This is a genomic window from Facklamia lactis (genome assembly GCF_015863205.1).
Taxonomy (GTDB): Bacteria; Bacillota; Bacilli; order Lactobacillales; family Aerococcaceae; genus Facklamia; species Facklamia lactis.
Window position 1 is genome coordinate 1 of sequence record NZ_JACBXQ010000003.1, and the last position, 14398, is coordinate 14398.

Below are 14398 nucleotides of genomic sequence, written 5' to 3' on the forward strand. Positions count from 1 at the left end.
AATTATTTCATACAGATAGAGGTAAAGAATTCGACAACAAATTGATAGATGAAGTTTTAAAAACATTTAAAATCAAACGTTCATTAAGCACAAAAGGCTGTCCTTATGATAACGCTGTTGCAGAAGCGACGATGAAAGCAATCAAAACTGAATTTGTAAAACAAATGAGATTTGAAAGCTTGAACCAGCTAGAAACAGAATTATTTGATTATGTGAATGGGTACAACAATTTTAGACCACATTCTTCATTACGTTATTTAACGCCTGTTGCGTATAAAAATTTACACATGAAAAGTGTCTAAGAAACTGTTGACATTCCACATTTAGAAGTTGCGACAAAACAAGAGTTAAACTCCATTAAAGCACTGATTCTTAGCCCTGATTGGAATGAGCAAATACACCAGTTATTAATCGAGATTAAAATAAGAGAGATATAACAGGGCCCAATGTTTGCTATTCAATATGACCCTATTATTGCGGATTTTTTAACTTGTCCTACATTATTTATCATAGAGCAAAAGCCCCAAAACTACTTGTTTTGGGGCTTTTGCTCTTTAAAATAACTTAATAACATCTGAATAGGCAAGCCCATACAGAGGGCAAATAATCAACTCCAAATCATTTTTTCATCAATATTTGACAACTATCTCAAAATTTCAACCACATTTTTCTTCGCTGCCGAATTAGCTGGAAAAACACTGAAAATAATCCCAATTAATATCGATATAAGCACACAGACAATCGCAGTGGAAATATCGACAAGTGGTTTAAAAGGAATAAAATCACCAATCAAGTTGGCAACGGATATTCCTAGGACATAACCTATGATCCCGCCTATTGTAGTAATGACAATCCCTTCAAGTAAAAACTGCCATCGGATACTTGCTTGAGTAGCTCCTAAAGATCGACGAATCCCAATCTCCTTTGTTCGTTCCGATACAGATATATACATCATATTCATAACCCCTACACCTGCAATAAAGAGAGAAATAGCTGCTACCGCAGAAACAAAATAAGTAATCATATTCAAGACTTCACTCACCTTATTCATAGCCTCCGACATATCAAAATAAGAATAGGAGCCTTGACCATTTAATGACCCTTCGTCATTTAAGTGATCCTTTATCTTATCACTTAATTGTTTCATATCAACTTTATTATCATAATACACCGTAATATATAAATTTTCATTCTTTTGCTGATTATACATGTCAAAAGTTGCTCTAGGTATATCGAGATGAGTTTGATCTTGTCCATTAATAAAACTATCTTTAAAATCTTGTCTAGAATTTTCATAAACACCAATTACGGTATATTCTTGACCATTAAGTGTTAACGATTGATGTAAAGCATTATCTACGCCATAAAACAAATCTTGTGCCGTTTTTTCATCAATCACTGTATACCTAGACATATTTTCATTATCGATTTTTTGTAAATTACGACCGACCAACATTTTATGATTCGTTTGATCACTTAAAGCACTGTTTAACGAATAAGATTCATCTTGAATTTTAATATCAACATAAGCCGATTTTACCGCATCTAAATAACCATGCTTGATATCTGTCACACCTGGTAGATCTTTGATCATAACAAAATCTTCTTCTGAAAAAGGGGACATTAATTTCGCATCAGCATCGGGATTTATAGGTTTAAAAGAAAACTCCTGGCTTCGCCTTCCAGCAACATCATCCGGAAATAGCACTCATGGTTTCCTTTGTAAAACCATTCCCTAGGCTCATTATTGTGATGACTGATGAAATTCCAATAATAATTCCAATCATCGTTAAAAAGGTGCGACGACCATTCTTTTTAAGCGTCGTCAACGATGATTTAAAAATTTCACTAATTTTCATCGCAATCCCCCTCCAACTTTTGGCTTCTCTTCCTCATCTGAATTTGTCATTTTGTTAAATTGGATAGATAATTCTTCAGCATTCAAAATTCGATCGACTTTACTCACTCGACCATCCACAATAACAATATGTCGATCAGCAAATTTCTGTAGAGTTGGATCGTGGGTTACCATTACAACAGTGACCCCTTCCTCTTGATGAAGCTTTTCTAAAATCTCCATCACCATTAAAGAATTTTTAGTGTCAAGTGCCCCTGTGGGTTCATCAGCAATAATAAAATCCGGTTTTGTAATTAAGGCTCGAGCAATAGCAACTCTTTGTTTTTGTCCACCTGATAGCTCACTTGGCTTATGATTTTCTTTATCAGATAAACCTACTTTTTCTAAAACGCATTTGACTTCATTATTAGTTTTTCTGGCTGAATACCCAGCATATAAGAGCGGAAGGCGGATATTTTCCTTAACCGTAAGAGTTGATATCAAGTTAAAATCCTGAAAAACAAACCCCACCACCTGATTTCTTAAATAAGAGATCTGCTTATCCGTACGGTGCTCCAGTGCCTTTCCATTAAAACGGAACTCTCCTTCAAATTTATTATCAAGAAAGCCCAGAACATTGATCAAAGTTGATTTACCTGATCCTGATGGCCCCATAATCGATACAAATTCACCTCGATATATCTCAAGATTGGTATCCTTTAAAATTTGCACTTGTTCTTCACCGATTTTGTAATACTTATTTAAATTAATAATTTGAATTAAGGGTGTTTTATTTCCTGAATTAAAGGACTGGTCAATATTCTTTTGAATAGCTTCCATTATTCAACGTCCCCTTCTTCGGTGCTCTCTTCTGCCACTATTTCTTGCCCATCATCTAATGTTTCATCCGTTAGAATAAGAATATCCCCTTCACCCAGACCAGACTCAGCAATTTTACTATTTCCTTGTTTTTCTAATTCGATTTTTGTTTTGATCGCCTTATTATTTACTAATTTATAAACATAAGTTGAGTCACCCTCTTGATGAATGGCATCTTTAGGAACAAGCAAACCTGGCATTTGAATTTGAATTTTCACCGAGAATCCAGGCTTAATATAAGTGTCAGGTAAAACTTCAAAAGCATATTGCGCGTCTGTTTCAGCAACATTCTTCACCATTTGTTCAGAAGATGAGCCATTCATATCTGAAAGTTGTCCATTAGTGGATGGTGCATTAGGAACCGATTCAAAATCGCTAATTTTACCATCACTTTCTCGATCTTCTGCATTCACATATATCTTAACCGGTCGATCTTTTTTGAGTAGGTAATATTCATATTCCGTTACTGATCCATGAATCCTTATATCTTCCGGACTAATAATTCTAACAAGAGGGATACTTGAATCATCTATCCCAAGCTCATCAAGCATCACCTCACCAGCAAATTTGGCAGTAACTTTAGAATCTTGTTTCTTTTTTAATCGCTCTAGTTGTGTTTCTGCTGTTTCAAGTTCACTATTTTTCTGTTTAATTTGCATTCTCGTACTTAACTCACCGTTGGCATCTACACTATCTAAATCATCTTCTTCATCGATGGATTTCACTATAATAGTTCTTGTTTCACCATTTACATCTTTTTCTTCTATTTGATCCCCACGATCATTGTAGCTTAATTCTGTACTCTTGCTTAAGGCTTCAACTAAGGCTTCTCGTTCAGTTTTCAGATCCTCAATGTTTTTATTAGTATCTTCTACTTGTTCATCTATTTCAGCTTGTTTATAAGTGAATAAAACATCTCCTTTTTTTACCGTTTCTCCATTTTTTACCTTTACTTGATCGATTTCACCCTTACTTGGATCAAAGAAATAGGAAGTATCTGATTCAAATTGAGCAACCCCTTCAATCGAAACAGGCTCCTGCTTTAGTAGCTCCACAGTAGGATAACTACTGGCTTCTTCCTCCCCACTAATTTCTTTTTTATTTAAAAGCAAATAATTATATGCAATGACTCCGGCAGCTAATACTAGAACAAAAACTAATGCAAGTTTAATTGCTTTTTTACCTCGTGTTTTCTCTCTGAAGCCCATAAATTTTCTCCCTTTTATTTAATTATTCATTATAAACATTTATTCTTAAACAAATTCCAATAACCTATCACTTTCTATATGTCACATCTGCGACACATAGAATATACTAAGTTTTCTATAGAAAAACTAGACGATTCCATCAAGTGCTACATAATAACGAAAGATGTACCTCATCTCGTTAAGTCTAATAACTAAACTCATTTATCAAATAATGTACTTCTGGAATGAGAAATGATCGTATGATCTAAATACTTATTATCACCTCACAAATAGAATGTCGGAATATTCTGGTCTGGAATAAAACTTATATAAGCTCATATGAGTCAAGCCTAACAAACTATAATTTTAAATCATAAGGCCATAGACTGATTGTTAGTTAGTAAATAAAAAGACCCTATCTTTCAAAGGAAGAGTCTTTTTAGAAATATTTATTCAAAAATGCATTACTTAACGCCAAATAAAGTTGAGATTGGCGGAAGTCTTTTTATGATCATAGTCATTATTAATGAACAAACAAACGTAAAAATAGTTAGAAGAAGATATCTAGTAACTAAACCAATTTGATAATAATCCATTAAATATGCACCGATTGTTAGCGGTAGATAGTGAAATAAGTAAATCCCATATGAATTATTTGAGAGAAAAGTCTTCCATTTATCTGTTTGATTAAAAGATTGATAAAATATGCCAATTACTGCTAAAACTGTGATCCAAGAAAACAACATCACGAGAGGTTCATTCACAATTGACATAAAAGATTGTCCCCAATAAATAATCATTTGGAGAATGCCTAAGCAAATTGCTCCTACACTGAGCTGAATTTTATACTTAGCAAGAATTGCTAGCACATTTTCACTTGCAAAAACAAGATAGCCCAAAATAAAAGACAAAGTGTATAAGAAAAATCTAAAAGTAAAACCAATATATGCAAGTTGAGCCGAGATAAAAACTGGTATGATTAATAGAATTAAGCCAAGCATGTTAATTCGACTACATTTATCTTGAAATTTATTGATTTTAAAAATTTTCAGTAAGACCCAAAAGATAAAACACGTAATAAATAATTGTAAAAGATACCAAGAGGGGCCCATCCCATTCAGTATTCGAATAACATGAATGACAGAGGCGGGAACTTCTGCGGATAACTTTTCTAATAAATTTGTAACCCTAAAAGAAAATAATGAAGTCAGCGCCCCTATTGTTAATTGATAGACAATAAAAGGTAACAAAATTCCTTTTATCCTCTCTTTCATAAACATATTGGGACTTCTTTTTTTCAAGGAATAATGAGCCGTCATTCCACTGATAATAAACATCAAAATCATAAACCATGGATAAACTAAATAACCAACCGAATCAAACCAAGCAATTCCTTTAGCGTGATAATTCAAAACTGAATTATTGGAAGCAAAGCTAGCTACCACATGAAATAACACGACTAAAATAACAACAAAACTTTTCATATTATCAATATAATACTTTTTCATAAACCTTCTCCTTTTCGTGGCACATCTGCGACAAATATAATATACTCAGAATCAAGAAGGTTATCTATATTATTTCTGTAAGTGCTACATAACGCGGAATGTTGTGTCTAAAAAAGGAGAAATTGGATGAAGAAAGTAGCTAGTATACAAAAAACGAAAGAATTATTCAAAACAGGCATGATCAATTTATTAAAGAAAAAATTATTAACCGACATCACTATTATTGAACTATGTGAGGAATCAAAAGTTTCAAGGAGAACTTTTTATCGTTATTATAATAATACGATGGAATTAATTGAAGAGATAGTGAAAGAAACTATCGAACTTTATACAGAAGAATTACGAAGTCAAGTTAAAAAGGGGCATTCGGTCGATGATGCATTTTACTCTTTCTGGTACAAAGAGAAAGAGCTCATTCATCTTTTAACAATCAACGGACTGATACAAATGGTCTTTCTTCCCTCACTTGAGGTGCTTATAGAATTTCATAATACAGACATCAAAGATGATCAAAATGAAATTGATTTAATCTACCAACACGGGGGAATGTGGAGTGTGCTTGTCTATATTATTAGTAATAATATCGATTTATATGATCACAAAATACTACAATCCTTGCATCTCAATATAAACCACAATGAATAATCTATTTCAAATTAAAAGAATAATAAGAAATAAATTTATCATTATATATTAAAAACAGCTAAACCCTTTTTTTCTAAAAAAGAGATAGCTGTTTATTTCAAAAATAAGTCAACTTATAGTTATTTCGATAAATTTTCAAACCATTCCTTAATACCTGCAAAAAAATCACTGACACTTGTAGTGATTGAATCCCATGTACTCTGGAACCAATTCTTTGTCTCTTCATCAAGGGATAAAGAAATATCTAAATTTTCTAGATTTGTTTTAGCTTCTTTAAATAAGTCTCCGCCATCGCTTAAAATTTGATCTCCGAGATTCTGCAATTGTTGGCGCTGTTCAGCTGTAAAGTTTAACTGATTGAATTGTCCAGATAACTGATAAATATTATTAATATTCTCTTCCGTCAAAATATTTTGTAAATTGTAATTATTAATAACTGTATTGGTAATAGAGTTAATTTGATCCGCCGTAATGGAGCCATTATTTTCTTCTTTTAAGGTTTGAATCTCATTTTTTATTTCGGTGATCGCTCCATTCAAGAGTTCCGGATCATACCCAGCACTATCCTGATGCTGATTATTAATATCTGAAACAACCTGCAATTCTTCTTGCGCAACCGTAATGGCCTGATCATTTAATGCAATACCTTGATCTTGAAAGGCTTTGTACACCCCCGCCAAAGCACCAGATCCATCTACTTTTACAGCTGAGGCTACCGCTATATTAATATCAATAGCACCCGCCGTAATGGCTGCATTTTGATACTGCAGAGGAGTAATTGAAGTAATAGTGTCTGGTGTTAATATTTCGACTGTAATTTGTCCATCATTCCGTGCTGGAGTGATATACGCAGAACTATAGACTTGATTATAAGGATAAGTATCATTTAACAAGTCATTCAGTTCATTGACATAGACAGGCACTTCTTTCGTTCCTTCTTCAACGCCTAACATCCTCTTTGTTTGTTCAAACTGATTATTGTCGAGTGTTTCACCATATGTAAAGACCGATTCAATTTCAACCTTGTCTGCGTAAACGGATAGCGTCAGTGGCCCAAGCATTATCACGGAAGCGATTATCCAAGTTAATAATTTTTTAGTCATTCTCATCCCTACTTTCTTATTTCTAACAAATTTATCGATTGTCTATCTTCATTATCGCAAGAATCTATTATAATTCAATGAAGAAAGCTTAGAATTAGCTAGAACAAATATTGATTATAGGCTTTGGAGTTGATCCATTTATGATATTTTTTAGTTTATTCTAATGACTCCCTTCTATCACCAAAATGCTAACTGTGTACTTTACATCAATAAAAGTATTTTATGGCACTTCCGAGGAGTTCCAAACAGTTTAAAATCAAAAATCTATCACAAGTTTTTCTACACCTTTATATTAACATAAAATAAAAAATCAGCCTTGAGTTAAATCCAGGCTGATTTGTCTACTTTTAGACTCTCGATTGATTATTTCAAAAAAGTTTCGCAAGCAGCTTCACATTCACGACAAGCCTCTGCGCATTCCTTACAGTGTTCATGATGCTCTGCATGCTTTTCACACTCTTCAGCACAAACTTTGCAGATTTTCACACAAGCGATCACAATTTCGTTAAAAACAACACTATCCCGGTTCCCCAATTGTAGAACCATTCCGCACACTTCTGAACATTCGCGGTCTGTTCGAATACAATCTACCATAGCATTCGCATCTTCTTCTTGAAGACACATCTCGAAACAATGGTCACAGGCTTGTTTGCACTTAAGCACTTTCTCCATTAAAGCTTCTTTGGTCATCTTTACTCCTCCTTATTGTGTCATTATATTAATAGTAAATATAATTGTACGAAACCTCAAATAAAAAGACCTTTTACATTGGTACAAGATTTTTATACATCCAAAGTCTTTAGGAAAAGGAATATTCAGGGTATAAATTCATTACTCAGACAATATTTTATTTTTTAGAAACCTCAAATACAAAATAGGCTATACACAAAAATTTGATAATCCACTAATCACTATCTATTTATTGATCTGTTTCTCTTATATATATAACTCGATTATTTTCAAGTATTAAATTTAATAACATCACTTCTCGTGATTCTTTTATGTTTACTGGTAAATCTTTATCCATATTTGATATTGTGATATTTTCATTTGAAAATTGATCAATTACTGTATTATCTGTAATGACACTATTGGTAATTTGAATAGTTTCAGGATAAGTATTACTTAGGCTTATGCCCAACCCAGGATTGTTTATAATATCATTATTTGTGATTTGTATATTATCTAATTCTCCACTACTAATATTTATTCCCGTAAAATTATATATACTACTCGAATCTTTATATATAGTCTTATCTGGAAAACTTTGAATAACATTACTATCGATTTTAATGTTTTCTCCAATGCCACTAGCTTCTTTGTTTGGAATATAAATTTCTATTCCCCGACTTGAACCTCTATCAAATTTGTCAGGATTTAACAATATTTTATTGTTTATAATCTCAACACCTTTTATATCAAAATCTCCTTTTGCTCCTGTCGAAGCTCCAATTGTAACCCCATTTTCAACATTATTAAAGAGATTATTTTCTACCAAAAAATTATTCTCTTTAATGTCATTAGTTCTCGGTGTATTTTGAACTAATGACCAAACTATCAGCCCCGTTCTAAACCCGTCAATAGTATTATTACTCACCTCCACATTAGCACCATGCGCCTCTATAGCTGTCATATTTTTAGTACCATCTTGTGTAATAAACGTATTATTGTGAACATCATAATCCAATGCATCAAAATATAAAATTGAATTATCTATAGATACCCCTTTAGGTAAATTATTCTTTTTTGATGAGTCTCCTGCTTTCCAGATCACAATATTATTATTAAAACTAAGCTCAGTACTATAATCAATTTCTTCATTAATATGAGACGCATATATCCAAACTCCATTCCCTATTAAGTCATTATTTTCTACATCGATATGATGAGACTCTGCTAGTGAAAAAATCATTTGTGGTTCTTTTGCAATATCATAATCTGTCCGCTGTTCTTTATTTGTATTAATTTCTAAATTTTTAAATGAAATATTTTCTACATGTTCAATTAAAAAAATCGTCCAAAAATTTTTTGTATCAGGGGTTAATTTTATTGTTGATTTTGTTTCATCTCCCAAAAAATGTATATTAGATTGAAGTTTTAAATGCGGTTTAATATATAAATCACCATTATCAGGTATGTAGATTGTTCCCCCACCTTTTTCAGTTAGATCGTCTTGAATTTTTTGAATGATCGGCATATTATCAAATGTAGGGTCATTAAACTTTGCACCATAGTCCTTTATATTGACAATATTCTCTGATCCGGAATCGGGCGCACTATTTATTAAGGACAAGGGACGTACGCTCATTATTAACAAAAGCAAGACTAGACCTATTAATATTTTACTTATCTTATAAAATAACTTACCAAGATTAATATTAGACACTTTCTCTTCTCCTTTAAGTTTTCTTGTAACACTTTCAATTTTATAACGAGTGTTTGAAGCCCATCAACCTTATAAACAGATAACGATCATTTAAAATAATACTACCAAATTTTTCTTGCATCCACATACAATATTACTAATGTTATAAGATCAAAATTGATTATTTTATCACTGACATTTTTATAAAAATTTAATAAAGAGATCCAAAGTGATTTCGACTTTATTAATTTGCTATTGATTTCGCTAAACAAAAATTGCCAATCGTAGCACTACCATTATTTTTTATTATAGGTAAGACAATATAATCTTCTATTGGGGGTATTTCTACATAATTATTTAAAAGTTCTAGAAATTTATCCCTTACCAATTCTAACATATATCGCCGAGACATTACGCCTCCTCCTAAAACTATTACTTCTGGTCTATAACTTAAGGTCGCTATCATTGCGGCCTGTGCAATATAATACGCTAGTATTTCCCATACTGGATCGTCTTTTTCTAACTGCTCACCCTTATAACCTGTCCGTGCGTTTAAACTTGGACCAGACGCGAGTCCTTCTAAACAATCTCCATGAATAGGGCAAACTCCAGTAAAGTTAGTATCTTCCGAATGTTTAGCAACAAATATATGTCCAAATTCAGTATGTCCTATTGTTCCAATTTCCATTCCATTCCATTCTGTATAATACCAGCTCCAATTCCAGTCCCTATAGTAAAATATACCAATCCTTTAATTTCCTTTCTAATAACCGCTTCCCCATATGCTGAAGCATTTACATCAGTTGTAAAATAAATTGGCAAATCAAAATGTTTTGTTAACTGTCCAACTACGTCCGTATTCTGCCATCTTTTTTTCGGTGTTGAAGTTATATACCCATACCTAGATGAACTTTTAATATTATCAATAGGACCAAAAGAACCTATCGAGATCGCTACTAAGGCATCATAAAATTGGTTAAAATAATTCACAACTTTCTCTAAGGTTTCTTCTGGATACGTAGTTTTAATTTGTATTTCATCAATAATTTGTAGTTTGTCGTTCCCAACTGCACAAACAAATTTTGTTCCACCCGCTTCTATACTTCCATATAATTTATTCTTCATGATAATCCTCCAATAATAAAAATAATACCACATTTCAGTATGGCTCTTATTTATAATTAACATAGCACTCTTTCGCTTTAAATAGTAACGATTAAAATAGGCATCCTATTGAAAGGATACCTATAATTCAGCATTAATTATTAAATAATTTAATGACTTCTCTCATTTCTTCAATAAAATACGTTAACTCCATATCAACAAAATCTTGCAAATATCTATTATCTATTTCAAAATCAGTCTCTAATTTATTAATAATTTTATTCAAAACTTTATTAGACATTGCAGAATAATAGTTAATTTTACTAACACCATTTTTTATGACATTAATATATACCTCTCTATTTATTCCTGAACCTCCATGCATTACTAAAGGTATTGATACTTCACAACAAACTTTATTTATTAAATCATAATCTAGCTGAGGTTCTTTTTTATATACACCATGTTCTGTCCCAAAAGAAATAGCCAAGGCATCAATATCAGTTTCTTCCACAAACCTTTTAACTAAACTCAAATCTGTATAATTTTCTAATCCTTTTTCAATTCTTCCTAGCTCAGCCTCAACAGAAATCCCTAAGGGTTTACAATGATTCACAATTTTTTGAGCTTCTGAAATATTAGTCTCAAAAGATAAAGAAGAAGCATCAATCATTACTGACGTATAACCACTATCAACAGCACGTTTTATCGCATCAAAAGTCATACCATGATCTAAATGAACACAAATAGGAATCGGTGATTTATTAGCTAAATAATTGGCAAATTTTCCAATTAATTCCAATGAAATCCTTTTATCATCACCTTCCGTATACTCTATAATAATTGGTGATTTTTCTAATTCTGCTGCAGATATAGCAGCGATAATCATTTCAAATTTTACGACATTAAATGCTGGAACTGCTACATTATTTTTTCTTGCATCAGGTAGGATTTCTTTTAATGAAACTAAAGGCATTGCTTATCGCTCCTCTATTTTTATTTATAAAAAACAGATGCTTTATCAATTGAATTAAATAAATTCATTTTATATTCAACTACTTTTTTAGTTTCTTCTATACAAGGAGGAAATAGAGTGTTTGGTTCATAAATAAATTTCTCTTTTAATAATTGATCAGCTTTATCAAAAAATGCTTTTTTAATATCACTCGATATATTAATTTTTTGAATACCTATCTCAACTGCACGTTTTATTTCTTCATCTGCATTTGAAGAACCGCCATGTAACACTAATGGTTTATCCACGATTGTAGTAATTTTCTCAAGCAAATCAAGCTTCAATTTTGGTACAAATCCTTTTGGATAGATTCCATGCGCTGTCCCTATTGCGATTGCTAGTGAATCAATACCTGTCCTTTTAATAAACTCATCTGCTTCTTCAGGTCTGGTGTAAGTGATTTCGGTAACCCCACCCTCTATAGATTCGCCAGTATCACCAATTGTTCCTAATTCTCCCTCAACAGAAACTCCTACAGCATGTGCAATATCTACGGCTTTTTTGGTTATTTCAATATTTTTCTCAAAAGAATGGTGAGATGCATCAATCATTACCGAAGTAAATCCGTTATAAATCGCATTAATTATATCTTCAATTGAACCACCATGATCTAAATGTATCACAAATGGTACATGACTATTAGAAACTCTTTTCTTAATATATTCAGTAAATTCACTGGTAATAAAACTAAGTTCATCCGGATGTATTGCAATAATAGCTGGGGCATTTAGTTCTTCGGATTTTTCTACAACTGCTCTAAACATATTGGCGTCTGAAATGTTAAAGGCTCCTACAGCAAATTTATAATCCTTAGCAGTTTCTAACATTTCTTTCATTGTAATTAACATTATTTATTCTCCTTTTCTCGTTATTATTCAATACTAAATCCTGATAAATCCATTTCTTCCTCATCTTTAATTTCTAGAGAATCGTACTCTTCGACTGTAATTTTTTTCTTTATGAGTACTAAGATTAAACCTGTAACTAATGAACCGATAATTAAAGCAGTGATAGCAATCATAGGTTTAGTCATTGCTGGTATTACAAAAACACCTCCAGATGGGACTGGTGATCCATTTTGAAAATAAAAATTAATTGCTCCCGCTACCCCTGTTCCCATTGCAGTAGCAAATACCGTACGTAACAAATCATTCATTGCAATTGGGATAACCCCCTCCGTGATCATGGTTAATCCCATAGGAAAAGCAACTTTAATTGCATCTTCCTCTCTTCTAGTAAATATTGGTTTTTTGAAGATTTTAGAAAGCACCCATGCAAATGTTACTCCTACAGGTGGAACCATTGCTCCTACGACTTTAATTGCTTCTGGTTCAAGTACTCCTTCTAATAAAAGACCATCCGCCATCAAATTTGGCACTTTACTGATTGGACCTCCATAGTCTAAAGCACCTAAAATACCAAAAATAAATCCATATACTACCCTTGATGATTCATCTAAGCTTTGTAAATAATTAGTCAATTGAATTGTTAACCATGATATTGGGCCACCGATAACAAAGAACATTATCAAACCAACAACTATTGATGATATTGTTGGAATAATCATCATAGGCATTAACCCTTCCGCCCATTTAGGTACTTTTATGGTGTTTTTCATCCATAAAATAAAATATCCAACTAAATATCCTCCGATCATCCCACCTAAGAAACCTGCTCCTAATGAGTTAGCAATTAATCCCATCAAAAATCCAGGAGCAATGCCCGGTCTTTCAGCAATTGAATAAGCAATATATCCCGCAATAAAGGGGGATAAAAGCCCCATTCCCATTACTCCTAAACTAGTTAAAGAACTTGCAATCGTAAATGATTGGGAATAATCCTCAATTACTTGTCCTCCCATTAAATTTCCTATCGCAATCAATAAACCTGATGCTACTACTAATGGAAGCATGTAACTTATAGCTGTTAATGCATGTCTTTTTAATTCATTACCAAATTTTTTCACATTTATTCCTCCTTTATATATTCTTTTTCTAATTTTTCAATCAGCTGTGAAGCTGCTTTAACAGCAATATTTGTTGGTACCTTAATTTTCTTTTTGTCTATAAATCTTTCATTTCCTATCGTTTGAATATCTGTAGCCAATATGACAATATCTGCTTCTTTTATATCTTCATTAGTTAACTCGTTCTCTATACCTATAGTTCCTTGAGTCTCTATTTTAATTCGATGACCTTTTTTAGTGGCTGCAGAAAACAATTTTTCCTTGGCAATGTATGTATGAGCAATTCCAGAAGTACAAGCTACCACTGCTACTATTTTCATTTTTTTCCTCCTTTCATATTTTAAAAAAACACACTTAAAACTTCAGATGGTGAATTTGCTGATTTCAACTTTTCTAATACTTCGTCATTACCTAACTTTGATGCCACTTGTGAAAGCAATTTTAAATGTACTGACGTTTTATCAACCATTCTTACAGCAAATAAGATGACCAACTCAACCTTTTCATCATCAGAACTATCCCATTCAATTGGATTAATTTTTCCAATTGCTAAACTAGTTTTTAATACATGTTCAGATTTACCATGTGGTATCGCTATACCTTGACCTATATTAGTGTCTCCTTCTGCTTCCCTTAGATATACATCCTTTACAAAAGCCTCTATATCATTAATACAGTTTTTCTCATAGAGTAGTTCACTCAATTCATTAATTGCTTCTTTCTTATTAGTAGAATTCATATCTACTTTAACCAAATCTTCAAATAAAAAATCTTTCATATCCATTTCTC

Annotated in this window: 15 protein-coding genes and 1 pseudogene; 2 read left to right on the plus strand and 14 right to left on the minus strand. The window is 32.3% G+C overall.

Annotation, left to right across the window (positions count from 1 at the left end):
- The coding region (locus tag HZY91_RS05455) for an integrase core domain-containing protein (protein WP_197115271.1) at nucleotides 1–302 on the plus strand (302 nt) is incomplete at its 5' end.
- A 341-nt stretch (nucleotides 303–643) separates the two neighbouring features.
- On the opposite strand, the gene HZY91_RS05460 is transcribed toward HZY91_RS05455, so the two are convergent.
- From HZY91_RS05460 to HZY91_RS05480, 5 genes are all read right to left on the minus strand, one after another.
- Nucleotides 644–1708 carry an ABC transporter permease gene (locus HZY91_RS05460; RefSeq protein WP_197115272.1) on the minus strand — a complete coding sequence of 355 codons (1065 nt, stop codon included), beginning with the start codon at nucleotides 1706–1708 and terminating at the stop codon, nucleotides 644–646.
- Nucleotides 1692–1859: an ABC transporter permease gene (locus HZY91_RS05465; RefSeq protein WP_197115273.1), complete on the minus strand. Its 168-nt coding sequence runs from the start codon at nucleotides 1857–1859 to the stop codon at nucleotides 1692–1694. Before HZY91_RS05465 ends, HZY91_RS05460 begins: the two co-directional genes overlap by 17 nt.
- Nucleotides 1856–2677 (minus strand): ABC transporter ATP-binding protein, encoded by an 822-nt coding sequence (locus HZY91_RS05470; protein ID WP_197115274.1) that lies wholly within the window; start codon nucleotides 2675–2677, stop codon nucleotides 1856–1858. Before HZY91_RS05470 ends, HZY91_RS05465 begins: the two co-directional genes overlap by 4 nt.
- On the minus strand, nucleotides 2677–3924 hold the full coding sequence (locus tag HZY91_RS05475) for an efflux RND transporter periplasmic adaptor subunit (protein WP_197115275.1): 1248 nt from the start codon (nucleotides 3922–3924) through the stop codon (nucleotides 2677–2679). The genes HZY91_RS05470 and HZY91_RS05475 overlap by 1 nt, the downstream gene beginning before the upstream one ends.
- Nucleotides 3925–4367: 443 nt before the next feature.
- Nucleotides 4368–5411 (minus strand): acyltransferase family protein, encoded by a 1044-nt coding sequence (locus tag HZY91_RS05480; protein WP_197115276.1) that lies wholly within the window; start codon nucleotides 5409–5411, stop codon nucleotides 4368–4370.
- Nucleotides 5412–5537: 126 nt separating this feature from the next.
- Between HZY91_RS05480 and HZY91_RS05485 the strand changes: the two genes are divergently transcribed.
- A complete protein-coding gene (locus HZY91_RS05485; protein ID WP_197115277.1) occupies nucleotides 5538–6056 on the plus strand; it encodes a TetR/AcrR family transcriptional regulator in 519 nt (172 codons plus the stop codon).
- A 119-nt stretch (nucleotides 6057–6175) separates the two neighbouring features.
- Here the strand turns inward: HZY91_RS05485 and HZY91_RS05490 are convergent, their stop codons facing one another.
- The 9 genes and pseudogenes from HZY91_RS05490 to HZY91_RS05530 all read right to left on the minus strand — a co-directional run bounded on the left by HZY91_RS05490 (nucleotide 6176) and on the right by HZY91_RS05530 (nucleotide 14393).
- Nucleotides 6176–7159, minus strand: coding sequence for a DUF1002 domain-containing protein (locus tag HZY91_RS05490; protein WP_197115278.1), 984 nt, complete (start codon nucleotides 7157–7159; stop codon nucleotides 6176–6178).
- 363 nt (nucleotides 7160–7522) lie between these two features.
- On the minus strand, nucleotides 7523–7849 hold the full coding sequence (locus tag HZY91_RS05495; RefSeq protein WP_197115279.1) for a four-helix bundle copper-binding protein: 327 nt from the start codon (nucleotides 7847–7849) through the stop codon (nucleotides 7523–7525).
- Nucleotides 7850–8078: 229 nt separating this feature from the next.
- Entirely contained in the window at nucleotides 8079–9545 is a 1467-nt protein-coding gene (locus HZY91_RS05500; protein ID WP_197115280.1) for a glycosyl hydrolase family 28-related protein, read from the minus strand.
- Nucleotides 9546–9768: 223 nt separating this feature from the next.
- A pseudogene (gene scrK, locus HZY91_RS05505) lies at nucleotides 9769–10649 on the minus strand (fructokinase ScrK).
- Between the two features lie 133 nt (nucleotides 10650–10782).
- Nucleotides 10783–11604 (minus strand): class II fructose-bisphosphate aldolase, encoded by an 822-nt coding sequence (locus HZY91_RS05510; protein ID WP_197115281.1) that lies wholly within the window; start codon nucleotides 11602–11604, stop codon nucleotides 10783–10785.
- A 20-nt stretch (nucleotides 11605–11624) separates the two neighbouring features.
- Nucleotides 11625–12491 (minus strand): ketose-bisphosphate aldolase, encoded by an 867-nt coding sequence (locus HZY91_RS05515; RefSeq protein WP_197115282.1) that lies wholly within the window; start codon nucleotides 12489–12491, stop codon nucleotides 11625–11627.
- 23 nt (nucleotides 12492–12514) lie between these two features.
- Nucleotides 12515–13609: a PTS fructose transporter subunit IIC gene (locus tag HZY91_RS05520; protein ID WP_197115283.1), complete on the minus strand. Its 1095-nt coding sequence runs from the start codon at nucleotides 13607–13609 to the stop codon at nucleotides 12515–12517.
- Nucleotides 13610–13611: 2 nt separating this feature from the next.
- Nucleotides 13612–13929, minus strand: coding sequence for a PTS fructose transporter subunit IIB (locus HZY91_RS05525; RefSeq protein WP_197115284.1), 318 nt, complete (start codon nucleotides 13927–13929; stop codon nucleotides 13612–13614).
- Between the two features lie 20 nt (nucleotides 13930–13949).
- Entirely contained in the window at nucleotides 13950–14393 is a 444-nt protein-coding gene (locus HZY91_RS05530; RefSeq protein ID WP_235991611.1) for a PTS sugar transporter subunit IIA, read from the minus strand.
- Between the last annotated feature and the right edge of the window lie 5 nt (nucleotides 14394–14398).